This is a genomic window from Burkholderia sp. 567 (assembly GCF_040545115.1).
GTDB classification, from domain to species: Bacteria; Pseudomonadota; Gammaproteobacteria; order Burkholderiales; family Burkholderiaceae; genus Burkholderia; species Burkholderia ambifaria.
In genome coordinates this window covers 772,989-799,789 of the sequence record NZ_JBEPLG010000002.1, presented here as the reverse complement: position 1 = coordinate 799,789, position 26,801 = coordinate 772,989, and the positions used below count along the sequence as shown (strand labels likewise).

Here is a 26,801-nt window from a genome sequence, read left to right as displayed (position 1 = left end):
CCAGTGCGCGTGACCGGCCGGGCCAAGGGTGCAAGCGCGGCGCGGCTTGCCCCGGGTCTGGCTCGGCCGATCACACGCGGACGTGTCTCCGGGCGTCATCGCGTTGATGGCGTCGCGGGGCTGTAACGGCGCGAACGCCGGGGTCGCGATGGGCCTCCCGCATTCGCGGCGTATGCCGGCCGGCCGTGGACGAAAACACGGCTCTTCCTCAATTAATGACCAAACCGCAAGACCTAGTGCATAGATATCGTTTGCGGCTGCGTTAATGACTATCGACAATCGTGGCTCGAATTCCCGCCCGTGCGCCAGAAGCGCGTTGGGCGGGCGGCACCTGTCGGCTATCCCGGCCGTCCGTGCGATCCAGCTCACGACGACATGTACGCGTTTACGCCCTCATTCCAGAATCCTGCCGGTTCGCCGATCCGCGAGCTGTTCAAGTACCTCTCCGAGCCGGGGATGATTTCGTTCGCGGGCGGCTATCCGGCCAGCGACCTGTTCGACGTCGACGGCCTGAACACGGCCGCCGAACGCGCGTACGCCCAGCCGGTGCGCTGCCTGCAATACGGCCCGACCGACGGCCTTGCCGAACTGAAGCAGCAACTGATTGCGTTGATGGCGCGCCGCAAGGTCGCGTGCACGCCGGCCGAACTGCTCGTCACGACCGGCTCGCAGCAGGGCCTCGACCTCCTGCTGCGCGTGATGGTCGCGCCGGGCGACGTCGTGCTGACCGAACAGCCGGCTTATCCGGCGACGCTGTCGGCGATGCGTCTGCAACAGGCACGCATCGTCACGATCCCGGTCGACGGCGAAGGCCTCGACGTCGACCGCCTCGCGTCGCAACTCGCGTCCGGCGCGATCGCGCAGCCGAAACTGCTCTACACCGTCCCGACCTTCGCGAACCCGACTGGCGCGACGCTCACGCGCGAACGCCGGCTGAAGCTGCTGCGTCTCGCGGTGCAATACCGTTTCCTGATCGTCGAGGACGATCCGTACGGCGACCTGCGTTTCGCGGGCGAACCGGTGCCGTCGATGCTCGCGCTCGCGAACGAAGTGGAAGGCGCGCGCGACTGGATCGTGCATTTCGCGAGCCTGTCGAAAATCGTCGCGCCGGGGCTGCGCGTGGGCTGGACGATCGCGCCGGCCGAGATCGCGCGACGCTGCGTGATCGCGAAGCAGACGGTCGATCTGTGCAGCACGCCATGGACGCAAGCCACCGCTGCCGAGTATCTCGCCGACGGCGCGCTCGAACGCCATCTTCCGCGCATCGCGGCGGCCTACCAGCGCAAATGCGACGCGATGTGCGACGCGCTGCGCGACGGTTTCGGCGATGCGATCACGTTCCATCGCCCCGAAGGCGGGATGTTCGTGTGGGCGCGGATCGGCGCGGTATCGTCGGACGTGCTGCTGCAACAGGCGATCGCAAACAAGGTCGTCTTCGTGCCGGGCAAGGCGTTCTTCGCGGACAACGTCGACGTCGCATCGCTGCGGCTGTCGTTCGCCGCGCCCGACGTCGACGCGATCCGGGAAGGCGTGGCGCGCCTGGTGCGCGCATATGGTGCGGCGCTGGCCGCGTGAGGAGACACACATGAACATCGTCATCAACGACACCGCATGGCTGGATGAAGCGCCCGGCATGGCCGATATTCGTCCCGTCGAGCACAAGTCGTCGCAGATCGGCGCGGGGCCGCAATACGTCGCGGACGTGCTCGGCCGCTTCGGCGCGGATTGGACCGACACGAGCGACGCCGCACCGGTCGTCCTCGGCTATAACTGAACCGCGCGGCGGCGGGTTTGCAACGGATATCGTGGGCGCGTCGCGAGCTTCGCCACCGAAGAAACGGTTAAGCTAGCGCGACCGAATCCCGCAAGATCGCCGCGCCATCATGTCCGATCCCGCTTCCGAATCGCTCACGCAAACCTACGACCGTCTCTGGTCGTGCCTCGAATCCGGCGTCGGCACGCAGCGCTCGCCGTTCACGATGATGCAGGCCGCGACGCTCGGCCTCGACGGCGCGCCGAAGGTGCGCACGATCGTGTTGCGGCAAGTGAGCCGCGCCGATCGTCTGCTGGCGTTCCATACGGATGCCCGGTCGGAGAAGGTGGCGGAGCTGCGCCGCGAGCCTCGCATCGCCGTCGTCGCGAACGATCTCGACGCGCTCGTGCAGATTCGCGCGGAAGGCGTCGCATCGATCTGCGACGACGAAGCGCAACGGCGCGCGATCTGGCAATCGAGCCGTCCGCATACGTTGCTGCTGTATCGCGCACCGTTGCGGCCGGGCACGCCGATCGAGTCGCCTGAAGAAGCGCACGTCACGCCCAGCCCGGGCGACGCCCCCACCGACGACGGCTATCGGAACTTCTGCCTCGTCCACGTCACGGTGACGCGCATCGACTGGCTCGAGCTTGCCCGCAGCGGTCATCGCCGCGCGATCTTCGACCTGAACGACGACGGCTACGAAGGCCGCTGGATCGCCCCCTGACGTCGACGTACACCCGCCCGCTACAAACGGGTACAAATCAGACACATCCCGGATACATCAGACCTTTCAAATGGGTGACCGCCGCGTGACTGCCGCGTGCCCGAATGAAAGCGAAGGGGCGCCCGGGCGCGCGGCATGTTCACTTTGAACCTCACGAAAGGAGATGCCGAGCGATGTCTTCCACACCGTTTTCCCCGATGCGTCGGCACCTGCTGGCCACGTCCGTGGCCGCGGGTGTATCCGCGATGCTGCCCACCGCGCTGCACGCGGCAACCGGCGACACCGGCATACGCCCGTTCACCGCCCACATCCCCGACGACGCACTGGTCGACCTGCGCCGCCGCATCACCGCGACACGCTGGCCGGGCCGCGAGACCGTCGCGGACGAATCGCAGGGCGTGCGGCTCGCGCGCATGCAGGCGCTGCTGCGCTACTGGGGCACCGACTACGACTGGCGCAAGGGCGAGGCGCGCCTGAACGGCTTCCCGATGTTCATCACGGAAATCGACGGGCTCGACATTCATTTCATCCACGTCCGGTCGCGGCACGCGAATGCGATGCCGATGATCATGACGCACGGCTGGCCCGGTTCGGTCTTCGAGCTGGTGAAGGCGATCGGCCCGCTGACCGACCCGACCGCGCACGGTGCGAGCGCCGACGATGCGTTCCACGTCGTCGTGCCGTCGCTGCCGGGCTTCGGCTTCTCGGGCCGCCCGACGAAGACGGGCTGGGGCTCGGACCACATCGCGCGCGCATGGGGCGAGCTGATGGCGCGCCTCGGCTATACGCGCTTCGTGTCGCAAGGCGGCGACTGCGGCTCGGTGATCTCGCACCGGATGGCGATGCAGCGCGTGCAGGGCCTGGCCGGGATTCACGTGAACATGCCGGCGACGGTGCCGCCCGACATCGCGACGCTGCTGCAGGTCGACGCGCCGGCGCCGGCATCGCTGTCGCCGAAGGAGAAGGCCGCGTACGAGAAGCTCGCGACGTTCTATCGCGACAACTGCGGCTACTCGGCGATGATGGTCACGCGTCCGCAGACGGTCGGCTACGCGCTCGCCGATTCGCCGTCGGGGCAGGCCGCATGGATGTACGACAAGATTTCGCAGTGGACATACAGCGGCGGCGTACCCGAACGTTCGATTCCGCGTGACGAGATCCTCGACGACATTTCGTTGTACTGGCTGACCAACACGGCGACATCTTCCGCGCAGATCTACTGGGAGGATCACTCGAACAACTTCAACGCGGTGGACATCTCGCTGCCGGCCGCGATCACGGTGTTTCCCGGCGAGATCTATCAGGCGCCGCGCAGCTGGGCCGAGCGCAGCTATCACAACCTGATCTACTTCAACGAAGTCGACAAGGGCGGCCATTTCGCGGCATGGGAAGAGCCGGAGCTGTTCGCGCGCGAAGTGCGTGCCGGGTTCCGGCCGTTGCGTCGCGCGTAAGCGCGGCTCGACGGGCGCGCGCGGGCCGGTTGCGATGCCGGCCCGCGTCCGTCGCCGCATCGGTGCATCGGGGCGCGTGTGTTGCGCGGCCCCCGAAACGCACCGCGTCGCGGACGTTTTTTGAATCGCTCTGTGTCGTATCCGAACACAGATACGTTGGGATACAAAGCGTCCGAATGGTTCGGATATAAATCCGGTGAAGCGATTCACACGGCGGCGCGAAGCGATGCGCGGCCGGCGTGAACGGCGATACCGGAGCGCCCGCATCTGCCGCGGGCCCCTTCCTTAGCGATCGACAATGGAGAACCAGTCATGCCTGATACCGTGAATAGCCGCCGCCGCCTGATCCTGGGTACGACAATCGCAAGCCTGAGCCTCGCCGATCTCGGCTTCGGCTCGCTGGCGCATGCGCAGTCGGCGCCCGATGCCCCGACGAGCCGCGCGGCCGGCGCGGCGTCGCTCGGCACCATCCACCAGATCGACGCGGGCGTGCTGAACGTCGGGTATGCGGATCTCGGGCCGAAGAACGGCCCCGTCGTGTTCCTGCTGCACGGCTGGCCGTACGACATCTACAGCTATGCGGACGTCGCGCCGCTGCTCACGGCGGCCGGCTATCGCGTTATCGTGCCGTACCTGCGCGGCTACGGATCGACGACGTTCCGCTCGGCCGACACGCTGCGCAACGGCCAGCAGGCGGTGACGGCCGTCGACATCGTCGCGCTGATGGATGCGCTGAAGATCGACCGTGCGATATTCGGCGGCTACGACTGGGGTGCACGCACGGCCGACGTCATCGCGGCGCTGTGGCCGCAGCGCGTGAAGGCGCTGGTGTCGGTGAGCGGCTACCTGATCGGCAGCCAGCAGGCGAACACCAAGCCGCTGCCGCCGCAGGCCGAACTCCAGTGGTGGTATCAGTTCTACTTCTCGACCGAGCGCGGCGCGCTCGGCTATGCAGAGAACCTCGACGCATTCAACAAGCTGATCTGGCGGCTCGCGTCGCCGAAGTGGCAGTTCTCCGACGAGACCTTCGCGCGCAGCGCCGCTGCGTTCCAGAATCCCGACCACGTGGCGGTCGTGATCCACAACTATCGCTGGCGCCTCGGTCTCGCGAAGGGCGAAGCGAAATACGACGACATCGAGCGGCGGCTCGCGGCCGGCCCGGTCATCACCGTGCCGACGATCACGATGGAAGGTGACGCGAACGGCGCGCCGCATCCGGCCCCGGCCGCGTATGCGAAGAAGTTCACCGGCAAGTACCAGCACCGCACGATTACCGGCGGCATCGGCCACAACCTGCCGCAGGAAGCGCCGCAGGCGTTCGCCGAGGCGATCCTGCAAGTGGAGCATCTGTGATGGGGGCGCCTATCGGAGTGGTGCGTCACGGCGCGCGCCGTGCGCTCGTCGCGGGCGTGTTGCTGGTCAGTGCGTTGTCGGCGAGCGGCCCGGCCGCGTTCGCGGAGCAGCCGAAGCCGGCCGCGTCGCCGATCTACGGTGTGACGATCCCGCCCGGCTACCGGAAGTGGGAAATGGTCGCGCCGGCCGAGGAAGCGGCGCCGCTCGACGAATTGCGCGTGGTGCTCGGCAACCCTGTCGCGATGCGTGCGCTCGAAAAGTCGACGCTGCCGTTTCCGGACGGCACGATCCTCGTGAAGCTCGCGTACAAGCGCAAGCAGTCGGACGAGTTCCCGTCGGCGACGGTGCCCGGCCAGGCGACCACCGTGCAGGTGATGGTGAAGGATTCGCGTCGCTATGCGTCGACGGGCGGCTGGGGCTTCGGACGCTTCATCAACGGCGTGCCGGCTGATATCGGTCAGCACCAGACGTGCTTTGCGTGTCACCAGGCGCTCGTGAAGAATCACGACTATGTGTTCACGCGGTTGGCGCCGTGACGTGATTTGACGGGATCGGCTTGACGGAAGGGCGTGCCGCGCGAGGCACGCCTTTTTTGTCGTGCGGGATGACGGGAGATGGATCGGCACGCGGGTTTGTATCGCACTGTGTCTGCGGCCCCTCCTGAAAAACTGGCATGCAGGAAGCACCGGTTTCGGAAACATGCCGGATACGTGGGCGGGTTCTACTGTCGACATGCAGGAAACATTCGATGCCAGCCATCTGGATCGGATGCCGAATGTTCGATACACCCACTTCCTTCTAGGAGAACACTCATGAAAGTCGCTCGAATCCTCGCCGTTGCCGTCCTCGCTTCGATCCCCGCATTGTCGTTCGCCGATACCGGCCACGGCCTCACGCGTGCCGACGTGCGCGCCGATCTCGTCCGGCTCGAGAAGGCCGGCTACAGCCCGGCCAGCGGCGAAGCCAACTACCCGGACGATATCGCCGCCGCGGAGAACGCCGTTGCCGCGCAGCAGGTCGCGCGCTCGGACCAGAACGGTCCGTCGAAGTCGCAGGGTGACAACGTCGCCGCCGCGTCGGTGCCGGCCGCCCGCTACGCCGCGGCCGGCGACGCACGCACGGATGCCGCCAACGGCCTGTACGCGCATTCGTGATCCGCTGCCGCGCCTGCCATGCGCAGACGCGGCCGCATCGTAAACATTTCAGATGTACAACACGACAGGAAGGAGCAAGACGATGGTCGGTTTGACGAAACGGGTACTGGTGTCCGCGGCGGTGCTGGGCGGGTTGTTCGGTGCGGTCGCGGCGCAGGCTGCGCCGAAGGAGGACCTGAAGGGCACGAACGTCGTGCTGGTGCACGGCGCGTTCGCCGACGGGTCGAGCTGGAACCGCGTGATTCCGCTGCTCGAGGCGCGCGGCCTGCATGTCGTAGCGGTGCAGAATCCGCTCAGCTCGCTCGCCGACGATGCCGCCGCGACGAAGCGCGCGATCGACGAGCAGAAGGGGCCCGTCGTGCTGGTCGGCCATTCGTGGGCCGGCGTCGTGATCAGCGATGCGGGCAACGACGACAAGGTGAAGTCGCTCGTCTACGTCGCCGCGTTCGCGCCGGACAACGGCCAGTCGATCGCCGACGTCACGCAGGGGCTGCCGGCGCCGGCGTGGGCCGGCGAGCTGCGCAAGGACACAGGCGGTTTCGCGACGCTGTCGGACAAGGCGATCGCGCAGGATTTCGCGCCGGACCTGTCGCCCGCGCAGCAGCGCGTCGTCGCGGCGACGCAAGGGCCGTGGTACGGTGGCTGTATTTCGCAGAAGGTCACGCAGGCCGCGTGGCATGAGAAGCCGTCGACGTTCGTCGTCGCGACGCAGGACCGGATGATCGATCCGAAGCTGCAGGAGACGATGGCGAAGCGGATCGGCGCGACGGTCGCGCGTGTGAACGGCAGCCACGTCGCGATGTTGAGCCAGCCGAAGGCCGTGGCCGACGCGATCATCGCGGCGGCGGAGCGTGCGAAGCACGATACGCAGTAAGCGATGCGGCGCCGCGATGCGAATGGCGCGCGGCGCCTCCTTCCGGCCATCCGCCTCGAAGGAAGCCCCCGTTGGGGACATGGCGGAGTTTCTCGGAGCACATTCTGATGACGCAGCAACTCTGGCAACTGTCGGCGACTGAAATCGCGAAGCGGGTGCGGCAACGCGAAGTGTCCGCGCGGGAAGTGGCGGATGCGACGCTGGCCCGTCTCGATGCGGTGAACCCGGCGATCAACGCGGTGGTCGAGCATCGCCCGGACGACGTGCGGCGCCAAGCCGACGAAGTCGATCGCGCGATCGCGCGCGGCGGCGATCCGGGGCCGCTCGCCGGCGTGCCCGTGACCGTGAAGATCAACGTCGACGTCGCGGAATTCGCGACGACCAACGGCACGCGCCTGCAGGAAAACCTGATCGCGAGCGCCGACAGCCCGTCGGTCTCGAACCTGAGAAAGGCCGGCGCGGTGCTGCTCGGCCGCACCAATTCGCCGACGTTCGCGCTGCGCTGGTTCACGTCGAATCTCGTGCACGGCCATACGTACAATCCGCGCAATCGGTCGCTGACGCCGGGCGGATCGAGCGGCGGCGCGGCGGCTGCGGTGGCCGCCGGGATCGGCCCGCTCGCGATCGGCACCGACATCGGCGGCTCGGTGCGTTACCCGGCCTATGCATGCGGCGTGCACGGGATCCGGCCGTCGCTCGGACGCGTGCCGGCGTTCAATGCGTCGTCGCCCGAGCGTGCGATCGGCGCGCAGTTGATGTCGACGACGGGGCCGATCGCGCGCACGATCGACGATCTCGCGCTGGCGCTGCAAGCGTTCGCCGCGCCGGACCCGCGCGACCCGTGGTACGTGCCGGTGCCGTTCGAAGGCCGTGTGGTACCGAAGCGAGCGGCGTTGTGCGTGCGGCCGGGCGGCCTGCAGGTCGTGCCCGAAGTCGAGGCCGCGTTGCGCGATGCCGCGCGCCGGCTCGTCGATGCAGGGTGGATCGTCGATGAAATCGACGATACGCCGCCGATGCGCGAGGCCGCGTTGTTGCAGGAGCAGCTCTGGCTTGGCGACGGATTCGACGCGTTGACGAACGCGGTCGAGAGCGACGGCGATCCGGGCGCGGCCGCGGTGATCGCGGCTGTGCGCGGCAAGGTGCGCGATCTGCCGGCCGACGTGATCAGCCGCGCACTCGTGCGGCGTACGACGCTCACGCGCCAATGGCGGCTGTTTCTCGATGCATACGCGGTGCTGCTGCTGCCTGTGTCGTCGGAGTTGCCGTTCCCCGACGAACTCGACAGGCAAGGACCGGAAGGGTTCGAGCGCGTATGGGAGGCGCAGCTCACGCTGCGTGCGCTGCCGGCGATGGGGCTACCCGGGCTGGCGGTGACGACGGGGATCGTCAATGACGTGCCGGTCGGTGTGCAGGTGGTCGCCGCGCATCATCGCGAGGATCTGTGCCTGCTCGCCGGGCGCGACATCGAGGCGCGTGGCGCGGCGGTGACGGTGGTCGATCCGATCGTCTGAGGCGGCGACGGGCGCGGTGCATCGGCGATGCATCGCGTCCGTCGGGATCGTTATTCAGGAAGTTATGCCTGTGTTCGTATCAGGAGCGGGGAAGCGGCGAAAGCAGTTTCCATTCATCGTGTTCGCAGGCTCCCTCCATGACGACGCCGCTCAACGCCCCGTCAACATCCGCCCGCCGAGCCCCATCAGCAGCAGTCCGGCCGTCGTATCGAGCACGGCCTTGCGCTTGATCAGCAGCCGGCGCACGAACGGATGCGACGCGAGCAGCGCCATCGTGCAATACCACGCGCCCGAAATCCCGATCGACAGCGCGACGACCGTGAGATCGAACCATGCCGGTGTGTGGGCCGGCACCATCAGCGCGAAGACACTGCCGTAGAACGCGACGGCTTTCGGGTTCGTCATGCTGACTACATAGCCTTTCTTCGCGGCGTGCCAGCCGGAGGATGAAGCCGGCGCGGCGACGGACAACGGCTTGCGCGCGGTCAGCACCATTTTCAGGCCGAGCCAGATCAGGTAGGTCGCACCGGCCAGCCGCAGCGCGGTATGCACCCATGCGACGTGGGTCACGAGCAGGCTCAGCCCGCCGATCGCGATCGCGGCCCAGGTGCCCGATGCGGCAGCGAGGCCGAGCCCGGTCATCACGCCGGCGCGGCGCTGCGCGACCGCGCTCGACGTGACGATCACGAAGTTCGGGCCGGGGCTGGCCACGCTCAGCAGCAGGACGCCGGCGAGCGGCAGCAGGGTGTTGATGGTGGTCGACATGGATTTGGGCCCGTGACGCGGAATGGGCCTTCATCTTACCCCGGTCGACCTGCCGTACCTGCGTGCGATCCAGAAAAAAACGCGTGACGATCGACGTCGCCACGCGTTGCATCGCTTCGGAAACACCGCGCATGCCGGCGAACCGGCACGCCGCGGCACATCGTCGAATCGTCGGCTCGTCAGAAATCGAACCCCGGCCCGCCCGCACCCGGGCCGCCCGGCGCCGTGGCCGGCGCTGCATCCTTCGGCGCCTCGAACACGGTCGCATCGGTCGTCAGCAGCAGCCCGGCCACCGACGCAGCATTCTGCAGCGCGGTGCGCGTGACCTTCGTCGGATCGAGCACGCCCGATTCGACGAGGTCGCCGTATTCGCCGGTCTGCGCGTTGTAGCCGAAATTCCCCGAACCTTCTGCCACCTTCGCGACGACCACGCTCGCTTCCTCGCCCGCGTTCGTGACGATCTGGCGCAGCGGTTCCTCGAGCGCGCGCAGCACGATCTTGATGCCCGCGTCCTGGTCGGCATTCGCACCCTTGAGCTCGCGGATTGCCTGCCGCACGCGGATCAGCGCGACGCCGCCGCCCGGCACGATGCCTTCCTCGACCGCCGCGCGCGTCGCGTGCAGCGCGTCATCGACGCGGTCCTTCTTCTCCTTCACTTCGATTTCGGTCGCGCCGCCGACCTTGATTACCGCGACGCCTCCCGCCAGCTTGGCCACGCGCTCCTGCAGCTTTTCACGATCGTAGTCGGAGGTCGCCTCTTCGATCTGCACGCGGATCTGCTTCACGCGCGCCTCGATGTTCTTCGCGTCGCCCGCGCCGTCGATCACGGTCGTGTTTTCCTTGCCGACCTCGATGCGCTTTGCCTGACCGAGTTCGGCGAGCGTCGCCTTCTCGAGCGTGAGTCCCGTTTCCTCCGCGATGACTTGCCCGCCGGTCAGGATCGCGATGTCTTCCAGCAGCGCCTTGCGGCGATCGCCGAAGCCCGGTGCCTTGACCGCGATCGTCTTCAGGATGCCGCGAATGTTGTTCACGACCAGCGTCGCGAGCGCTTCGCCCTCGACGTCTTCCGCGATGATCAGCAGCGGCCGGCCGGACTTCGCGACCTGTTCGAGCACCGGCAGCAGGTCGCGGATGTTCGAGATCTTCTTGTCGTGCAGCAGGATGTACGGGTTCTCGATCTCGGCGATCTGCTTGTCGGGATTGTTGATGAAATACGGCGACAGGTAGCCGCGATCGAACTGCAGCCCTTCGACGACGTCGAGCTCGTCGGCGAGCGACTTGCCGTCCTCGACGGTGATCACGCCTTCCTTGCCGACGCGGTCGATCGCTTCGGCGATGCGCTGGCCGATCGATTCCTCGCCGTTCGCGGAGATCGTCGCGACCTGCGCGATTTCCTTGCTCGTGGTGGTCGGCTTGCTGATCGTCTTCAGCGCGTCGACGGCCGCTGCCACGGCCTTGTCGATCCCGCGCTTCAGGTCGAGCGGATTGAGCCCCGCCGCGACGTACTTCTGGCCTTCGCGCACGATCGCCTGCGCGAGCACGGTGGCCGTCGTCGTGCCGTCGCCGGCGGCATCGCTGGTGCGCGACGCGACTTCCTTCACGAGCTGCGCGCCGATGTTCTGCAGCTTGTCCGCGAGTTCGATTTCCTTCGCGACCGACACGCCGTCCTTCGTGACGACGGGCGCGCCGAAGCTGCGCTCGAGCACGACGTTGCGGCCTTTCGGCCCGAGCGTGACTTTCACCGCGTTCGCGAGAATGTTGACGCCTTCGGTGAGCTTCGTACGCGCGACGTCGCTGAAAATGATTTCCTTTGCTGCCATGATTGCGCTCCGTTATTGATTGACGACCGCGACGATGTCTTCCTCGCGCAGCACGAGGAATTCGTTACCGTCCACCTTGACGGCCTGGCCTGCGTACTTACCGAACAGCACGCGCTCGCCGACCTGCAGGTCGGGCACGAGGCGCTGGCCGTCGGCGTCCTTGCGGCCGGGGCCGACGGCGATCACTTCGCCCTGGTCGGGCTTTTCCGCGGCGCTGTCGGGGATCACGATGCCCGAGGCGGTGGTGGTTTCCTGGTCGAGTCGCTTCACGATGACCCGGTCGTGCAAGGGGCGTAGGCTCATCTGTCCGTCCTGTTCTGTTGCGTCGAGATTGGTTGGCACTCTTTATCGGAGAGTGCTGACGAGTATATGAACGCGTGGTGGCGCGATCCAATAACGGATTCGGAAAAGCATTTGCGTGGATGCGCTATGCGGACGACGACCGTACGCAGCAGCGATCCAGGTCACGCAGCATTTCGCCGATGCGATGAAGGCACGCGGATATGGTCGCATCGTCAACGTATGCAGCCGCGCGATCTTCGGCAGCCTCGATCGCACCGCGTATTCAGCCGCGAAAAGCGCGCTCGTCGGTTGCACGCGTACATGGGCGCTTGAACTCGCCGAGCACGGCGTGACGGTCAACGCGGTCGCGCCGGGCCCGATCGAGACGGAACTGTTTCGCCAGACGCGGCCAGTCGGCAGCGAAGCCGAACGCAAGGTGCTGGCAACGATTCCCGCACGTCGTCTCGGCACGCCGCACGATGTGGCCGCGGCGATCGCGTTCCTGCTGTCCGACGATGCAGCCTTCGTCACAGGGCAGGTGCTCGCGGTGGATGGCGGCGGCAGCCTCGGCGGACGCAGCTGACGCAACACAACCATCGCGGCGCAAGTCGTAAAACACGAGCCGTGCCGCATATTCCCCCACCCCCTTAGCATGTGACGAATCCGACTTTGGGCGCCGCGCAGGCGACGCTAAGATCGCCGATCCCGTAGATCGTGCGCTCACAACAATGAAAAAGTCCGCTTCGCCGTTGCTTGCCTTTCGTTTTCGTGTGGTGTGCGCCGCGATCGCGGGTGCGCTGTCGCTCGCCTCGTGCGGCGGCGTCGACAGCGATCCGCCGCCGCAGGCCAATGCGACGCCCGCGGCCAAGCGGCCGAACATCCTGTACATCATGGCCGACGATCTCGGCTATTCCGACATCCATGCATTCGGCGGCGAGATCAACACGCCGAACCTCGACGCGCTCGTCGCGTCGGGCCGCATCCTGTCGAACCATCACACCGGAACCGTGTGCGCGATCACGCGCGCGATGCTGATTTCCGGCACCGATCATCACCTCGTCGGCGAAGGCACGATGGGCGTGCCGACCGACGAGCGGCGCGGCCTGCCGGGCTACGAGGGCTACCTGAATGATCGCGCGCTGTCGTTCGCACAACTACTGAAAGACGCCGGCTATCACACGTACATCGCGGGCAAGTGGCACATCGGCTCGGGGATCGTCGGCAGCGCGACGGGCAGCGGACAGACGCCGGACCAGTGGGGCTTCGAGCGCAGCTACGTGCTGCTCGCCGGCGCCGCGACGAACCACTTCGCGCACGAGCCGGCCGGCTCGTCGAACTACACGGAAGACGGCCGCTACGTGCAGCCCGGCCAGCCCGGACAACCGGGCGGCGCGGGCGGCAGTCCGGCCGTGTTCTACTCGACGGACTTCTATACGCAGAAGCTGATCTCGTACATCGATTCGAACAAGCGGGACGGCAAGCCGTTCTTCGCGTACGCGGCCTACACGTCGCCGCACTGGCCGCTGCAGGTGCCGGAGCCGTGGCTGCACAAGTACGCGGGCGTGTACGACGCCGGCTACGACGCGATCCGCAACGCGCGCATCGCACGGCAGAAGGCGCTCGGTCTGATTCCGGCCGACTTCAGGCCGTTCGACGGACTGCCCGAAACGACGTCGGCGTCGCCGGCAACGGCGAACAACGGCACCTCGAACGCGAAGTACATCAGCGCCGTGCATTCGGCCGCCGACGGCTATACCGACTATGGCACCGGCAAGGTCGACAAGCTGTGGGCGAGCCTGAGCCCGGCCGAGCGCCGTGCCCAGGCGCGCTACATGGAGATCTACGCGGGGATGGTCGAGAACCTCGACTACAACATCGGCCTGCTGATCCAGCACCTGAAGGACATCGGCGAATACGACAACACGTTCATCATGTTCCAGTCGGACAACGGCGCGGAAGGCTGGCCGATCGACTCGGGCGCGGACCCGACGGCGACCGACACCGCGAACGGGCAGGAGCCGATCTATTCGACCCTCGGCACCGACAACGGCAAGCAGAACGCGCAGCGGCTGCAATACGGGCTGCGCTGGGCCGAAGTGAGCGCGGCGCCGTTCCGGCTCACGAAGGGCTATTCGGGCGAAGGCGGCGTGTCGACGCCGACGATCGTGCGCCTGCCCGGGCAGACGCAGCAGTTGCCGACGCTGCGCGCGTTCACGCACGTGACCGACAACACGGCGACGTTCCTCGCGGTCGCGGGCGTCACGCCGCCGTCGCAGCCGGCGCCGCCGCTCGTGAACACGCTGACCGGCATCGATCAGAACAAGGGCAAGGTCGTCTACAACAACCGCTATGTGTATCCGGTGACGGGCCAGTCGCTGCTGCCGGTGCTGACCGGCTCGGCGACGGGTGAAGTGCATACGGCGCCGTTCGGCGACGAAGCGTACGGCCGCGCGTATCTGCGCAGCGCCGACGGTCGCTGGAAGGCGTTGTGGACCGAGCCGCCGCTCGGCCCGCTCGATGGTCACTGGCAGCTGTACGACCTCGCGGCGGATCGCGGCGAGACGACCGACGTGTCCGCGCAGAACCCGTCGGTGATCGGCACGCTGGTCGACCAGTGGAAGGCCTACATGAGCAACGTCGGCGGCGTCGAGCCGTTGCGTCCGCGCGGCTACTACTGAGGACGACACGATGCGGTTGCGCTTCTGGACGCTCGGCGCGGCGCTCGCGGCCACGCTATTCGCGGCTGCGTTCGCGGCCGGCTATGCGAGCCCGTCGCCGTCGCCCGCCGGCGCCTTCGACGACGCGAATCGCGGCCGCCCGCTCGCGCCGCTCGGCTCGGAGCGGCAGTGCGAGCGCTACTCGGGCCTGCCCGCGGCGTGGCGTGACGATCCGAAGGCCGGGATGGTGCACCTGAGCGGCGGCGCGTTCGTGTTCGGCAGCACGCGCGGTTATGCGGACGAGCGTCCGGTCGGCGACGGCAGGACGCGCGTCGGCGGCTTCTGGATCGACCAGACCGACGTGACGATCGCGCAGTTCGCCGCCTTCGTGAAGGCGACCGGTTACGTGACCGAGGCCGAGCAGCAGGGCGGCGCGGCGGTGTTTCACGTGCCGACGCGCGACGAGCTGAATGTACGTGACCTCGCGTGGTGGAGCTGGGTGAAGGGCGCGTCGTGGCGGCAGCCGCGTGGCCCTGGAAGCAGCGTCGATGGGCACGGCAACTTGCCCGTCACGCTCGTCACGCAGCGCGACGCGCTCGCGTATGCGCACTGGCTCGGCCGCGACCTGCCGACCGAAGCCGAATGGGAATACGCGGGCAAGGCCGGTCGCGACGACGCGTCGCTCGACGCGGCGCCGCGCGACGCGCAGGGCAAGCCGGCCGCGAACTACTGGCAGGGTGCGTTCCCGGTGCTCGATACGGCCGAGGACGGCCATGCAGGCCTGGCGCCGGTCGGCTGCTACGCGGCGAACGGCTTTCACCTGTACGACATGATCGGCAACGCGTGGGAATGGACGAAGGACGCGTACACGGGCCCGCATCAGTCGCACACGAACGGCGACACGGCGGCCGTCGCGCCGCCGACGCGCCGGCACGACACGCCGATGGTGATCAAGGGCGGTTCGTTCCTGTGCTCGCGCGATTACTGCGTGCGTTATCGCGCGTCGTCGCGCGAACAGCAGGAAGCCGATCTCGGTGCGTCGCATATCGGATTCCGTACGATTCTGAGGGATGCATCGTGAAACGCGTCGCGCATTGCGTCGCCGTATGGCTGGCCGTTGCATGCGGCGTCGTTCAATCAGGTTCGGCCGTTGCCGCGGAGACCACCACGCGCACGGTGCGCGTCGGCGTGACGCGCGGCGTGCATGCGGAGATCCTCGACGCGGTGAAACGCGTCGCCGCCACGCGCGGGCTCGGTGTCGACGTCGTCGAATTCGACGACGCGTCGCGCATCGATACCGCGCTTGCGGACGGCAAGATCGACGCGGCGAGCTTCGAGGATGCACAGCGCCTCGCCGCCACCCGCACGGCGAAAGGCTACGCGCTGAGCGCCGTCGCGCCGACCGTCACGCTGCCGATGGCGCTCTATTCTCGCAAGCTGAGGAGTCTGAACGAACTGCAGCCCGGCGCGACGGTCGCGATCCCGGCCGATCCGCGTGGAATGGCGCGTGCGCTCGTGCTGCTGCAGAACGACACGCTGGTCACGCTGCGCGCCAAGGCCGGCCTGCATGCGACGCTCCGCGACGTGACCGGCAACCGGCTCGCGCTGAAATTCGTTGCGCTGCGTCGCGACCGGCTCCATGCGGCGCTCGACTCGGCCGCGTTCGTCGCGATCGACAGCGACGACGCCACGCGCATGGGCCTGCAACCGGCGCGCGACAGCATCAACCTCGAGGACGCGCGCTCGCCGTATGCGAACGTGCTGACCGTGCGCGATGCCGATCGTACGAAGCCGTGGGTCGCGCAGCTCGTCGCCGCGTATCACTCGGACGACGTCGCGCATTTCATCCTGACGCGCTACCAGGACTCGGTGCGGCGGCCGTGGTAGACGACTACCGCCTCACGGCAACGCGTGCGGCCGCTGCTGCAACAGCGCGCCGACGCTGTCGTTGCGCGAACTGTTCCGGCATCGGCATCGCTTCGTCGGCGCGCTGACGGTGCCGACCGCCACGCCGGCCACCCGCACGAATGCGCCACGCATCGACGCGTGGCACGACGCCGTCACGCTCACCGCGTGAGGAAAGCGGCACGCGATGCGTGCCTTACACTTGACGCTCTTTCAATCGTCTCCCAACGGAGCGCGCATGTACGCATCGACCTTCATTTTCCGCGCCGGGCAATACGACGACGAATTCCATCGGCTCGACCGGCAGATCGCCGACATGGCGCGTGCGACACCCGGCTATCTCGGCGAGGAAACCTGGGAGAACGCGGAAGCCGGGCTGATTCAGAACGTCTACTACTGGGAATCCGAGGCGGCGCTGCAGCAGCTGATCCAGCACCCCGCGCATCGGGAAGCGAAGGCGAAGCAGGCGCGCTGGCTGGACGGTTATCGCGTGGTGATCTCGCAGGTGCTGCGCGAGTACGGCGACGGCAAGCTCGCGCAACCGCACGCGGGGCAGCCCGCGTGAATTGAATCTCGAATCGGCGCGTCGAGCGTTCTGCGCGCACCACTGCGCATCCACGCACCGCGTCAAAGCGCCTCGACCAGCAACCGGTTGCTCTTTTCGCAGTACTCGTGACACGCGGCACGCGCGGCGATCGACGCGCCGTGCACGAACTTCGGCGCGTCGGCGCGGCGCGACATCGACACGACGATCGACGGCGGTGACGGCTGCAACGGCAGCTCGACGACTTCGCCGCTCGCGATCAGCGCATCGACGAACAGCACCGGAATCGCGGCGACGCCGAAGCCGTCGCGCACGAGCTGCACGATCACCGAGATCGACGGCGAGCCGGTGATGCGCGTCTCCGACAGCGGCACGCCATGCGCGTGCGCGAGCGTGCGCACGATGTCCTCGAGCGCACGATGCGGCGCGGTGCCGCGCCCGTAGGTCAGGATCGGCTGGCGCAGCACCTGGCGCGCCAGGCCCGTGCGCGTGGTCGGCAGCAGCCCCGCGCGCGCGATCCAGCGCACCGGATAATTCGCGAGCGCGTCGCAGACGACCGACGCCTCGTCGCTGCCCTCCACCCGAATGATCAGATCGAGCTCGCCGGCCATCAGCCGGCGCTGCAGCACGACGCTGACGTCGACGGTCAGGTCGACCTCCAGTTGCGGATAGTCGGCGGCGAGGCGGCGCAGGTAGTGCGGCAGCCAGCTGTGCACGACCGTCTCGATCACGCCGAGCCGCAGCTTGCCGCGCAGCGCGCTTTCGCCAGCCGCGGCGGCCTGCAGCTCGTGCGTCGCCTCGACGACGGCCTTCGCATAGCCGAGCAGATACTCGCCGTTCGGCGTGAGTCGGAACTCGCGGCTGTCGCGATCGACGAGCACGGTTTGCAATTCATCCTCGAGCGCCTTCAGGCGCTGCGAGATCGCGGCCGGCGTCGCGTGCAGCGCGGTGGCCGTCGTGCGGAAGTTGCGCAGCTTCGCGAGCGTGACGAAGGTTTCGAGAAAACGCGTGTTCATGGCGGTCGGCGGGACGGTGGACGCGCAGCTTGCCGGTGAAGAAAAATGAACGGGACCGGGGAAAACCCGAAGATGCGTTAAGAAATTCTATACACCGGGCGCAAAAAAACTCGTTGGCGACCAATTTTTTTCTTTTCTATTCTTCGCCGTAACCGCTGACGCAATTGCGGGAGCCCGACGACATCCCGACCCGCCACCACCATCATGACGCCTTCCGAATTCCGCCAGTCCGTACGCAGCGGCGCGTTCCGCCAGCCGACCGCCGGCCAGTGCGGCCCGTTCGCGCAAGCGAATCTCGCGATCCTGCCGAACGCGTATGCGCACGATTTCCTGCGCTTCTGCCAGGCGAACCCGAAGGCGTGCCCGCTACTGGGCGTCGGCGAGCCGGGCGCGTTCCGGCTCGACGTGCTCGGCGAGGATCTCGACATCCGCACCGACGTGCCGAGCTACAACATCTACCGCGACGGCCGCCTGACCGAGCGGGTCGAATCCCTCGAGGCGCTGTGGCGCGACGATTTCGTCGTATTCGCGATCGGCTGCTCGTTCTCGTTCGAGGACATGCTCGCGCGTGAAGGCATCGCGCTGCGCCACATCGAAGAGGGTCGCAACGTGCCGATGTACCGCACGTCGATCCCGAACCGCCGTGCGGGGATCTTCGGCGGCCAGCTGGTCGTGTCGATGCGCCCGCTGCGGGGCGCCGACGCGATCCGCGCGGTGCAGATCACGAGCCGGTTCCCGGGCGTGCACGGTGCGCCGGTCCATATCGGCCATCCGCGGGAACTGGGCATCGCCGATCTCGGCACGCCCGATTTTGGCGACGCGGTGACGGTGCGCGACGGCGAGCTGCCGGTGTTCTGGGCGTGCGGCGTGACGCCCCAAACCGCGCTGATGGAAGCGAAGCTGCCGCTCGCGATTGCGCATACGCCCGGCTACATGCTGATGACTGACATCACGAACGCGTCGCTGGCCGTGTTCTGACCGGTCGGCACCCGCGGCCCGTACGGCCGCCGGTCCGGCCCCGCCGCGGCGGTATGCGGCAACCGCAGACGATCCGCCTGGCCGCAGGGCCGCGCGCAACTGCCGCCCGACTAGCGCGACGCATGTACGACCACGCACGACACGCACCGCACGTACTACGAGCACGACACGCACCACACGCACCACCAGCCCGGCATTGACCGCACATTTCGACAGGAGCTTCACCATGGAAAGCAAGATCCTCGCGGCGCCCGCCGCCGACCCCGCGGGCCCCGCGCGCAACGGCCTGTTCGGATGGTATGCGGACGCGCAGCCGCGCGAGCGCCGCGCGTTCTGGAGCTGCAAGGTTGGCTACATGCTCGACGGGATGGACACGCAGATGCTGTCGTTCGTGATCCCGACGCTCGTCGCGACCTGGGGCATCTCGCTCGCGGACGCCGGCTTTATCGGCACGATGACGCTGCTCGCGTCGGCGCTCGGCGGCTGGCTCGCCGGCATCCTGTCCGACCGGATCGGCCGGGTGCGCACGCTGCAGCTGACCGTGCTGTGGTTCGCGGTGTTCACCGCCTTGTGCGGACTCGCGCAGAACTACCACCAGCTGCTCGCGGCGCGCGCGCTGATGGGCTTCGGCTTCGGCGGCGAATGGACGGCCGGCGCGGTGCTGATCGGCGAGGTGATCCGCGCGCGCGATCGCGGCAAGGCGGTCGGCCTCGTGCAGTCGGGCTGGGCGATCGGCTGGGGGCTGTCGGCGCTGCTGTATGCGCTGCTGTTCTCGGTGCTGCCGGCCGAACAGGCATGGCGCGCGCTGTTCCTCATCGGCCTCGCGCCGGCGCTGCTGGTGGTCGTGATCCGCCGCTACGTGAAGGAACCGGACGTCTACGAGAAGGAGAAGGCCGCGCAGGCGCAGGTGGCCGGCACGCCGCGCCTCACGGAAATCTTCGCGCCGCAGCTGCTGTCGACGACGCTGCGCGCGGCGCTGCTGACGACCGGCGCACAAGGCGGCTACTACGCGATCACGACCTGGCTGCCGACGTTCCTGAAGACGGAGCGGCACCTGACCGTGATGGGCACGGGCGGCTATCTCGCGACGATCATCATCGGCTCGTGGGTCGGCTACCTGACGAGCGCCTACCTGACCGACCGCCTCGGCCGCAAGCCGAACTTCATCCTGTTCGCGCTCGGCTCGATGGTGATCGCGTTCGCCTATACGTCGCCGGTGCTGAACCTCACGAACGCGTCGATGCTGTGGCTCGGCTTCCCGCTCGGATTCTTCGCGTCGGGCATCTTCTCCGGGATGGGCGCATTCCTCACCGAGCTGTTCCCGACGCGGGTGCGCGGCTCGGGGCAGGGCTTCTGCTACAACGTGGGCCGCGCGGTCGGCGCACTGTTCCCGTTCCTGATCGGCGCGCTGTCGAAGCACTACGGGCTCGGCGCGAGCATCGGCATCTTCGCGGTCGCCGCCTACGGCGTGATGATCGTCGCCGCGTTGACGCTGCCCGAAACCCGCGGCCGCGAACTCGACGCCGCGTAAGCGGGCGCCGGCCCGCCGCCTTACTTCTTCCCTTTGATCGAAGCCCTCACGCGGCGCGCGACGCGCGCCGTGCGGCGGCGCTCGTCCATCGCTTCAACGACGCATCGAGTTCATCGCCATGACTGACCGACATACTTTCCCCGTTTCCTCCGACGCCGCGCGCTGGCAATTCTGGATCGACCGCGGCGGCACCTTCACCGACATCGTCGCGCGCCGGCCCGACGGCTCGCTCGTCACGCACAAGCTGCTGTCGGAGAATCCCGAGCAGTATCGCGATGCGGCCGTGGCCGGCATCCGCCACCTGCTCGGCCTGGCCGACGGCGAGCCGATCACGCCCGAACGCGTCGACATGGTGAAGATGGGCACGACGGTCGCGACCAACGCGCTGCTCGAACGCAAGGGCGAACGCACCGCGCTCGCGACGACGCGCGGCTTTCGCGACGTGCTGCGCATCGCGTACCAAAACCGGCCGCGCCTGTTCGATCTCGACATCGTGCTGCCCGATGCGCTGTACGAGACCGTCGTCGAGGTCGACGAGCGGGTCGGCGCGCACGGCGACGTCGTCGTGCCGCTCGACGTGCAACGCGCGGAAGCCGAGCTGCGCCGCGTGTTCGACTCGGGCGTGCAGGCGCTGGCCATCGTGTTGATCCACGGCTATCGCTACACCGCGCACGAGCGCGCGCTGGCCGAACTCGCACGCCGGATCGGCTTCACGCAGGTGTCCGTGTCGCACGAGGTGTCGCCGCTGATGAAGATGGTGTCGCGCGGCGACACGACCGTGGTCGACGCGTACCTGTCGCCGATCCTGCGCCGCTATGTCGAGCAGGTCGCGCACGAGATGCCCGGCGTGAACCTGCAGTTCATGCAGAGCAGCGGCGGCCTGACGCGCGCCGATGCGTTCCAGGGCAAGGACGCGATCCTGTCCGGCCCGGCCGGCGGCATCGTCGGGATGGTGCGCGCCGCGCGCGCGGCCGGCTTCGACCGCGTGATCGGCTTCGACATGGGCGGCACGTCGACCGACGTGTCGCACTACAACGGCGAATTCGAGCGCGTGTTCGAGACGCAGGTGGCCGGCGTGCGGATGCGCGCGCCGATGATGAGCATCCACACGGTCGCGGCCGGCGGCGGCTCGGTGCTCGGCTTCGACGGCGCGCGGCTGCGCGTCGGGCCCGAATCGGCCGGCGCGAACCCGGGGCCGGCCGCGTACCGGCGCGGCGGCCCGCTGACGGTGACCGACTGCAACGTGATGCTCGGCAAGATCCAGCCCGATCATTTCCCGCGCGTGTTCGGCCCGCATGCGAACGAACCGCTCGACCGCGACGGCGTCGCCGCGAAATTCGCGGCGCTCGCCGACGAGATCCACGCCGCGACCGGGCGGCGCGAGACGCCCGAGGCGCTGGCCGAAGGCTTCCTCGAGATCGCGATCGGCAGCATGGCGAATGCGATCAAGAAGATTTCGGTGCAGCGCGGCCACGACGTGTCGCGCTACGTGCTGACGACCTTCGGCGGCGCGGGCGGCCAGCACGCGTGTGGCGTGGCCGACGCGCTCGGCATGACGCAGGTGTTCGCGCATCCGCTCGCGGGCGTGCTGTCCGCGTACGGGATGGGCCTCGCCGACCAGACCGCGATGCGCGAGCGCGCGGTGGAAGCGGTGCTGTCGGACGCGTCGCTGCCGGCGCTGAACGCGACGCTCGACCGGCTGACCGACGACGCGGTCGGCGCGCTGCTCGAACAGGGCGTGCCGCCGGAACGCATCGCGACCGAGCGGCGCGTGCACCTGCGCTACCAGGGCACCGATTCCGCGCTCGACGTGCCGGCCGGCAGCGTCGCCGCGATGCAGCAGGCGTTCGAAGCCGCGTACCGGCAGCGTTACGCGTTCCTGATGCCCGGCACGCCGCTGGTCGCCGAACTGGCCGCGGTCGAGGCGATCGGCCGCTCCGATGCGCCCCTCGAGATCGCGCCGCTCGCGCCCCGCGACGACGGCGCGGCGCCGCGGCCCCACAGCGCCGTGCGGTTCCATTCCGGCGGCCAATGGCACGACGCCGCGCTGTACGTGCGCGACACGCTGCTCGCCGGCGACACGATCGACGGCCCGGCGATCGTCGCGGAGCAGAACGGCACGACCGTCGTCGAACCCGGCTGGCGCGCGCGGATGACCGCGCAGGGCAACCTCGTGCTGACGCGCACGACGCCGCTGCCGACGCGCCGCTCGCTCGGCACCGACGCCGATCCGGTGCGGCTCGAGATCTTCAACAACCTGTTCATGTCGATCGCCGAGCAGATGGGGCTGCGGCTGCAGAACACCGCGTACTCGGTGAACATCAAGGAGCGGCTCGACTTCTCGTGCGCGATCTTCGACGGCGACGGCAACCTGATCGCGAACGCGCCGCACATGCCCGTGCATCTGGGATCGATGGGCGAGAGCATCCGCACGGTGATCGAGCGCAACCGCGGCCGCATGCGCGACGGCGACGTGTTCATGCTGAACGACCCGTATCACGGCGGCACGCACCTGCCCGACGTCACCGTCATCACGCCGGTGTTCGCGGACGGCTCGGACACGCCGCTGTTCTACGTCGGTTCGCGCGGCCATCACGCGGACATCGGCGGCACGACGCCGGGCTCGATGCCGCCCGATTCAAAGCACATCGACGAAGAGGGCGTGCTGATCGACAACTGGCAGCTCGTGTCGGCCGGCGTGCTGCGCGATGCGGACACGCGCGCGCTGCTCGCGTCGGGCCGCTACCCGGCGCGCAACGTCGAGCAGAACATGGCCGACCTGCGCGCGCAGGTCGCCGCGAACCAGAAGGGCGTCGACGAGTTGCGGCGGATGGTCGCCCAGTTCGGCCGCGACGTCGTGCTCGCGTTCATGGGGCACGTGCAGGACAACGCGGAAGAAGCGGTGCGGCGAGTGATCGGCGCGCTGCAGGACGGCGCGTACCGCTATCCGCTCGACAACGGCGCGGAGATTCGCGTCGCGATCCGGGTCGACCGCGCGGCGCGGCGCGCCGAGATCGATTTCACCGGTACGTCCGCGCAGCTCGACAACAACTTCAACGCGCCGAAGGCCGTCTGCATGGCCGCGGTGCTGTACGTGTTCCGTACGCTGGTCGGCGACGACATCCCGTTGAACGCCGGCTGCCTGAAGCCGCTCACCGTGATCGTGCCGGCGCGCTCGATGCTGAATCCCGAGTATCCGGCGGCGGTGGTGTCGGGCAACGTCGAGACGTCGTCGGCTGTGACCAACGCGTTGTACGGCGCGCTTGGCTGCGTTGCGTCCAGCCAGGGGACGATGAATAACTTCACATTCGGTAACGCTCAATACCAGTACTACGAGACGATCGCGGGCGGCAGCGGCGCGGGTGACGGCTTCGCGGGCGTCGGCGCGGTGCAGACGCACATGACGAACTCGCGCCTGACCGACCCGGAAGTGCTCGAATGGCGCTACCCGGTGCGGGTCGACTCGCACCGGCTGCGCGCGGGCTCCGGTGGCGCCGGGCGCTGGCGCGGCGGCGACGGCGCGGTGCGGCGGATCCGCTTTCTCGAGCCGATGACCGCGTCGATCCTGTCGAACAACCGGATCCATGCGCCGTTCGGCGCGGGGGGCGGCGAGGCCGGCGCGCTCGGCCGCAACACGATCGAGCGGGCCGACGGCACGGTCGAGACGCTCGCGCATATCGGCCGCGCGCAGATGGCGCCGGGCGACGTGTTCGTCGTCGAAACGCCGGGCGGCGGCGGTTACGGCGCGGCGGGCTGAGCGGGCGCCCCGCAACCCGTGCGGAAGCGGTGCGGCGGCGTGCACGCCGCACGGTTTTCGCGCGTGGCGACGGGGCCGTTGTACCGGTTCCATTCAGGGCGGTGCAATGCCCGGTGCGCGCCGGCGATATATTCACTTGCATTGATCCGCGCGCTATTGCCACGCGAATGGGAATAAAGACGGGCATTCGCGTCGTAAACGGAAACGGAAATTCCCCGCTTCCGCGCTCGACTCGAGGCGACCCGACCCCTGCGGAACGCCTTGGGGCCGAGCGGGACGGGGCGGCCGGGATTCCCCGCAAACGCCCGTCCGGTGGGGCACCCCGCCGATCCTGCCACCCCGCTTCGGGGCCCTGCGCCCCCCGCGCGCCCATCCCGCCAATCACGAAAAAGCCGCCGTGCCAATCGAGTCCCGATTCCTTGACACTCTCTGCCGAATGTGAGTGCCATTCTTGATCGTCATTTGATAAGATGGCTTACACATTCGTTTGGAAAACCTTGCGCGCGAATGCGCAACCGCCGGGTCGCATTGGTTGGAAACAAATACGGAACGAGGGCCGCTGTCATGGCCGTCACGACTGCCCCGCCGGATCCGCGCGCTGCGCGTCCGGGAATTGGGGTCAGCCAACTCGCCTCCGTCTACACTGTGCGTTTTTTCTGGATCGGGGCGTGTCCATGGATGACGAAAACGATAGCGCGGTGCTTGAAGCGCACGTCGGTACGCGCAGCCCCTGCTGGCGTCTCGGCAGCGACAGCAATGCGCTCGAGTTGGCGGCCGTTCGCGGCTTGACCAACGTCGCGGTGGCGCTGACCGGCGAGCAGGCCGCGCGAATTCGCGCGCTCACCGGCGTCACGTCGCACCTCGTGCTCGACCTTGCGCTGTTCGGCGACACGGTCACCCTCCACCTGGTCGGCCGCAAGGTCGACACGTCGAACTGGGCCGGCACGGCCTCCGCCTATTCCGATACCGCGTCGGTCGCGAACGACCTGTCGCACGGGCTCGCGTTCGCCGAGCAGGTCGTGTCCGAAGTGAATTCGCTCGTCGTGATCCTCGACCGCAACGGCATGGTGCAGCGCTTCAACCGCCTGTGCGAGGAAGTGACGGGCAAGCGCGAAGTCGACGTGATCGGCCGCAGCGCGTTCGAGCTGTTCATGAGCCCCGAGCAGGGCGCGCAGTCGCGCAGCAACATCACCGGCTTTTTCGCGAGCAACCGTTCGTTCGCGGTCGAGCGCTACATCAACACGGTCAACGGGCCGCGCCTGTTCCAGTTCCGCAACAAGTTCGTGCAGAGCGGCAGCGGCGCCGACGAGCAGTACCTGATCTGCTCGGGCATCGACGTCACCGAGGAGCGCAACGCGCAGCAGCGCCTCACCGAACTCGCGAACACCGACATGCTGACCGGCCTGCCGAACCGCCATGCGATCAGCGAGCGCATCGGCGCCGCGCTGGCCGCCGACCGCACCGACATGCGCGGCCAGGTCGGCATCCTGTTCCTCGATCTCGACAACTTCAAGCGCGTCAACGATCACTACGGGCACATCACCGGCGACCGCCTGCTGCAGGACGTGTCCACGATCATCAGCGGCTGCCTGCCGTCCGGGGCGACGCTCGCGCGGCTCGGCGGCGACGAATTCCTGGTGCTGTTCGAGCACGGCACGCGGCCGCTGCTCGAAGCGACCTCGCAGATCATCCTCGAACGGCTGCGCACGCCGATCCACCTCGGGCTGATGGAGATCTACACGAGTTGCTCGATCGGCATCGCGATGTATCCGCAGCACGGTGATTCGCTCGAAACGCTGATCCGCAGCGCCGACACCGCGATGTACGTCGCGAAGGAAGAGGGCAAGCATACGTACCGCGTGTTCTCGCTGGAGATGAACCAGAAGGTCGCGAAGTACATGTGGCTCGACACGAACCTGCGCAAGGCGCTCGAGGAAGAGCAGTTCGTGCTGCACTACCAGCCGGTCGTCGACCTCGCGAGCGGCGACGTACGCAGCGTCGAGGCGCTGATCCGCTGGCAGTCGCCCGATCGCGGGCTCGTCGCGCCGATCGAGTTCATCCACTTCGCGGAGGAGTCGGGGCTGATCGCGCCGCTCGGACGCTGGGTGATGCGCACCGCGGCAGCGCAGGCCGCCGCATGGAAGGCGAAGGGGCTCGGCGTGCGGGTCGCGGTGAACGTGTCCGCGCGGCAACTGCAGGACATGAACATCGTCCATCAGTTCGCATCGATTCTCGCCAGCGCGGGGTTGAAGCCGAGCCTCGTCGACATCGAGCTCACCGAAAGCAGCTTCATCGAGGATGAGGAAACGGCGCACGAGCTGATGAAGGAATTCCGCCAGCTCGGCGCGAAGATTCACCTCGACGATTTCGGCACCGGCTATTCGTCGTTGTCGCAACTGTCGCGGCTGCCGCTCGATTCGATCAAGCTCGATCGCAGCTTCATCACGGGCATCGATCGCAATCCGCGCTCGCAGGCGCTGGTGCGCTCGGTCGTGTCGCTCGCGAAGGCGCTGAGTTTCGCGGTCGTCGCCGAAGGCGTCGAGACGCCGGGGGAGGCGGAATTCCTGAAGCAGGTCGACGTCGACCACGCGCAGGGTTTCTACTTCGCGCGGCCGATGCCGGCCCAGGCGTTCGAGGGCTGGCTCGCGGAAACGAGAAAGCTCAGGCTGATCGCCTGAGCCTGCCCGCATCACGGAGCGCGCCGCCCGCGACGCGGCGGCGCG

The 26,801-nt window shown here is 67.9% G+C and carries 21 protein-coding genes and 2 pseudogenes; 19 read left to right on the top strand and 4 right to left on the bottom strand.

From position 1 onward, the window contains the following. Positions 1-375: 375 nt before the first annotated feature. The 9 genes from ABIC50_RS09085 to ABIC50_RS09045 all read left to right on the top strand — a co-directional run bounded on the left by ABIC50_RS09085 (position 376) and on the right by ABIC50_RS09045 (position 8,823). Positions 376-1,575, top strand: coding sequence for an aminotransferase-like domain-containing protein (locus ABIC50_RS09085; RefSeq protein WP_354163270.1), 1,200 nt, complete (start codon positions 376-378; stop codon positions 1,573-1,575). A gap of 10 nt (positions 1,576-1,585) precedes the next feature. After that, positions 1,586-1,774 carry a hypothetical protein gene (locus tag ABIC50_RS09080; protein ID WP_175666094.1) on the top strand — a complete coding sequence of 63 codons (189 nt, stop codon included), beginning with the start codon at positions 1,586-1,588 and terminating at the stop codon, positions 1,772-1,774. A 109-nt stretch (positions 1,775-1,883) separates the two neighbouring features. Continuing rightward, positions 1,884-2,480: a pyridoxamine 5'-phosphate oxidase family protein gene (locus ABIC50_RS09075; RefSeq protein ID WP_354163267.1), complete on the top strand. Its 597-nt coding sequence runs from the start codon at positions 1,884-1,886 to the stop codon at positions 2,478-2,480. A 173-nt stretch (positions 2,481-2,653) separates the two neighbouring features. Then, positions 2,654-3,931 (top strand): epoxide hydrolase family protein, encoded by a 1,278-nt coding sequence (locus tag ABIC50_RS09070; RefSeq protein WP_006749613.1) that lies wholly within the window; start codon positions 2,654-2,656, stop codon positions 3,929-3,931. A 312-nt stretch (positions 3,932-4,243) separates the two neighbouring features. After that, positions 4,244-5,284: an alpha/beta fold hydrolase gene (locus ABIC50_RS09065; protein WP_354163263.1), complete on the top strand. Its 1,041-nt coding sequence runs from the start codon at positions 4,244-4,246 to the stop codon at positions 5,282-5,284. Further along, entirely contained in the window at positions 5,284-5,820 is a 537-nt protein-coding gene (locus ABIC50_RS09060; RefSeq protein ID WP_354163260.1) for a cytochrome P460 family protein, read from the top strand. Before ABIC50_RS09065 ends, ABIC50_RS09060 begins: the two co-directional genes overlap by 1 nt. A 276-nt stretch (positions 5,821-6,096) precedes the next feature. Then, positions 6,097-6,438, top strand: coding sequence for a DUF4148 domain-containing protein (locus ABIC50_RS09055; protein WP_012365340.1), 342 nt, complete (start codon positions 6,097-6,099; stop codon positions 6,436-6,438). Between the two features lie 82 nt (positions 6,439-6,520). Further along, complete coding sequence (locus ABIC50_RS09050) at positions 6,521-7,312, top strand: alpha/beta fold hydrolase (protein WP_012365341.1); 792 nt, start codon at positions 6,521-6,523, stop codon at positions 7,310-7,312. Between the two features lie 107 nt (positions 7,313-7,419). Then, the gene (locus ABIC50_RS09045) at positions 7,420-8,823 is read left to right on the top strand and encodes an amidase family protein (RefSeq protein ID WP_354163258.1); all 1,404 of its coding nucleotides are present in this window, start codon (positions 7,420-7,422) and stop codon (positions 8,821-8,823) included. A gap of 150 nt (positions 8,824-8,973) precedes the next feature. Here the strand turns inward: ABIC50_RS09045 and ABIC50_RS09040 are convergent, their stop codons facing one another. From ABIC50_RS09040 to ABIC50_RS09030, 3 genes are all read right to left on the bottom strand, one after another. Beyond that, entirely contained in the window at positions 8,974-9,588 is a 615-nt protein-coding gene (locus ABIC50_RS09040) for a LysE family translocator (protein ID WP_011660193.1), read from the bottom strand. 179 nt (positions 9,589-9,767) lie between these two features. Beyond that, entirely contained in the window at positions 9,768-11,408 is a 1,641-nt protein-coding gene (gene groL / locus ABIC50_RS09035; protein ID WP_354163255.1) for a chaperonin GroEL, read from the bottom strand. 12 nt (positions 11,409-11,420) lie between these two features. Next, positions 11,421-11,711: a co-chaperone GroES gene (locus ABIC50_RS09030; RefSeq protein ID WP_006749630.1), complete on the bottom strand. Its 291-nt coding sequence runs from the start codon at positions 11,709-11,711 to the stop codon at positions 11,421-11,423. A 148-nt stretch (positions 11,712-11,859) separates the two neighbouring features. Between ABIC50_RS09030 and ABIC50_RS09025 the strand changes: the two are divergent. From ABIC50_RS09025 to ABIC50_RS09000, 6 genes and pseudogenes are all read left to right on the top strand, one after another. Continuing rightward, positions 11,860-12,273 (top strand): annotated as a pseudogene (locus ABIC50_RS09025) (SDR family oxidoreductase); the annotation flags it as partial. 145 nt (positions 12,274-12,418) lie between these two features. After that, a complete protein-coding gene (locus tag ABIC50_RS09020; protein WP_354163253.1) occupies positions 12,419-14,368 on the top strand; it encodes an arylsulfatase in 1,950 nt (649 codons plus the stop codon). A gap of 10 nt (positions 14,369-14,378) precedes the next feature. Further along, positions 14,379-15,428, top strand: a complete 1,050-nt coding sequence (locus ABIC50_RS09015; protein ID WP_354163250.1) for a formylglycine-generating enzyme family protein — start codon at positions 14,379-14,381, stop codon at positions 15,426-15,428. After that, positions 15,425-16,234, top strand: coding sequence for a MetQ/NlpA family lipoprotein (locus ABIC50_RS09010; protein WP_354163248.1), 810 nt, complete (start codon positions 15,425-15,427; stop codon positions 16,232-16,234). Before ABIC50_RS09015 ends, ABIC50_RS09010 begins: the two co-directional genes overlap by 4 nt. Then, positions 16,141-16,346: pseudogene (locus tag ABIC50_RS09005) on the top strand (flagellin N-methylase); the annotation flags it as partial. The gene ABIC50_RS09010 and the pseudogene ABIC50_RS09005, both read left to right, overlap by 94 nt. 144 nt (positions 16,347-16,490) lie before the next feature. Then, positions 16,491-16,817, top strand: coding sequence for an antibiotic biosynthesis monooxygenase family protein (locus ABIC50_RS09000; protein ID WP_011660203.1), 327 nt, complete (start codon positions 16,491-16,493; stop codon positions 16,815-16,817). A 62-nt stretch (positions 16,818-16,879) separates the two neighbouring features. On the opposite strand, the gene ABIC50_RS08995 is transcribed toward ABIC50_RS09000, so the two are convergent. Continuing rightward, positions 16,880-17,812, bottom strand: a complete 933-nt coding sequence (locus tag ABIC50_RS08995; protein ID WP_006749637.1) for a LysR family transcriptional regulator — start codon at positions 17,810-17,812, stop codon at positions 16,880-16,882. 204 nt (positions 17,813-18,016) lie between these two features. Between ABIC50_RS08995 and ABIC50_RS08990 the strand changes: the two genes are divergently transcribed. From ABIC50_RS08990 to pdeR, 4 genes are all read left to right on the top strand, one after another. Beyond that, the gene (locus ABIC50_RS08990) at positions 18,017-18,790 is read left to right on the top strand and encodes a putative hydro-lyase (RefSeq protein WP_354163245.1); all 774 of its coding nucleotides are present in this window, start codon (positions 18,017-18,019) and stop codon (positions 18,788-18,790) included. 226 nt (positions 18,791-19,016) lie between these two features. Then, positions 19,017-20,321, top strand: coding sequence for an MFS transporter (locus tag ABIC50_RS08985; protein ID WP_126226528.1), 1,305 nt, complete (start codon positions 19,017-19,019; stop codon positions 20,319-20,321). Positions 20,322-20,439: 118 nt separating this feature from the next. Beyond that, positions 20,440-24,078 carry a hydantoinase B/oxoprolinase family protein gene (locus ABIC50_RS08980; protein ID WP_354163242.1) on the top strand — a complete coding sequence of 1,213 codons (3,639 nt, stop codon included), beginning with the start codon at positions 20,440-20,442 and terminating at the stop codon, positions 24,076-24,078. 674 nt (positions 24,079-24,752) lie between these two features. Beyond that, the gene (gene pdeR / locus ABIC50_RS08975) at positions 24,753-26,756 is read left to right on the top strand and encodes a cyclic di-GMP phosphodiesterase (protein ID WP_354163239.1); all 2,004 of its coding nucleotides are present in this window, start codon (positions 24,753-24,755) and stop codon (positions 26,754-26,756) included. Positions 26,757-26,801 lie beyond the last annotated feature (45 nt).

What these genes read in the sequence shown, in the direction of transcription:
- ABIC50_RS09085 (WP_354163270.1), top strand. Translation starts at nt 376, where the DNA reads ATGTACGCGTTTACGCCCTCATTCCAGAATCCTGCCGGTTCGCCGATC.
- ABIC50_RS09080 (WP_175666094.1), top strand. Translation starts at nt 1,586, where the DNA reads ATGAACATCGTCATCAACGACACCGCATGGCTGGATGAAGCGCCCGGC.
- ABIC50_RS09075 (WP_354163267.1), top strand. Translation starts at nt 1,884, where the DNA reads ATGTCCGATCCCGCTTCCGAATCGCTCACGCAAACCTACGACCGTCTC.
- ABIC50_RS09070 (WP_006749613.1), top strand. Translation starts at nt 2,654, where the DNA reads ATGTCTTCCACACCGTTTTCCCCGATGCGTCGGCACCTGCTGGCCACG.
- ABIC50_RS09065 (WP_354163263.1), top strand. Translation starts at nt 4,244, where the DNA reads ATGCCTGATACCGTGAATAGCCGCCGCCGCCTGATCCTGGGTACGACA.
- ABIC50_RS09060 (WP_354163260.1), top strand. Translation starts at nt 5,284, where the DNA reads ATGGGGGCGCCTATCGGAGTGGTGCGTCACGGCGCGCGCCGTGCGCTC.
- ABIC50_RS09055 (WP_012365340.1), top strand. Translation starts at nt 6,097, where the DNA reads ATGAAAGTCGCTCGAATCCTCGCCGTTGCCGTCCTCGCTTCGATCCCC.
- ABIC50_RS09050 (WP_012365341.1), top strand. Translation starts at nt 6,521, where the DNA reads ATGGTCGGTTTGACGAAACGGGTACTGGTGTCCGCGGCGGTGCTGGGC.
- ABIC50_RS09045 (WP_354163258.1), top strand. Translation starts at nt 7,420, where the DNA reads ATGACGCAGCAACTCTGGCAACTGTCGGCGACTGAAATCGCGAAGCGG.
- ABIC50_RS09040 (WP_011660193.1), bottom strand. Translation starts at nt 9,588, where the DNA reads ATGTCGACCACCATCAACACCCTGCTGCCGCTCGCCGGCGTCCTGCTG.
- groL (WP_354163255.1), bottom strand. Translation starts at nt 11,408, where the DNA reads ATGGCAGCAAAGGAAATCATTTTCAGCGACGTCGCGCGTACGAAGCTC.
- ABIC50_RS09030 (WP_006749630.1), bottom strand. Translation starts at nt 11,711, where the DNA reads ATGAGCCTACGCCCCTTGCACGACCGGGTCATCGTGAAGCGACTCGAC.
- ABIC50_RS09020 (WP_354163253.1), top strand. Translation starts at nt 12,419, where the DNA reads ATGAAAAAGTCCGCTTCGCCGTTGCTTGCCTTTCGTTTTCGTGTGGTG.
- ABIC50_RS09015 (WP_354163250.1), top strand. Translation starts at nt 14,379, where the DNA reads ATGCGGTTGCGCTTCTGGACGCTCGGCGCGGCGCTCGCGGCCACGCTA.
- ABIC50_RS09000 (WP_011660203.1), top strand. Translation starts at nt 16,491, where the DNA reads ATGTACGCATCGACCTTCATTTTCCGCGCCGGGCAATACGACGACGAA.
- ABIC50_RS08995 (WP_006749637.1), bottom strand. Translation starts at nt 17,812, where the DNA reads ATGAACACGCGTTTTCTCGAAACCTTCGTCACGCTCGCGAAGCTGCGC.
- ABIC50_RS08990 (WP_354163245.1), top strand. Translation starts at nt 18,017, where the DNA reads ATGACGCCTTCCGAATTCCGCCAGTCCGTACGCAGCGGCGCGTTCCGC.
- ABIC50_RS08985 (WP_126226528.1), top strand. Translation starts at nt 19,017, where the DNA reads ATGGAAAGCAAGATCCTCGCGGCGCCCGCCGCCGACCCCGCGGGCCCC.
- ABIC50_RS08980 (WP_354163242.1), top strand. Translation starts at nt 20,440, where the DNA reads ATGACTGACCGACATACTTTCCCCGTTTCCTCCGACGCCGCGCGCTGG.
- pdeR (WP_354163239.1), top strand. Translation starts at nt 24,753, where the DNA reads ATGGATGACGAAAACGATAGCGCGGTGCTTGAAGCGCACGTCGGTACG.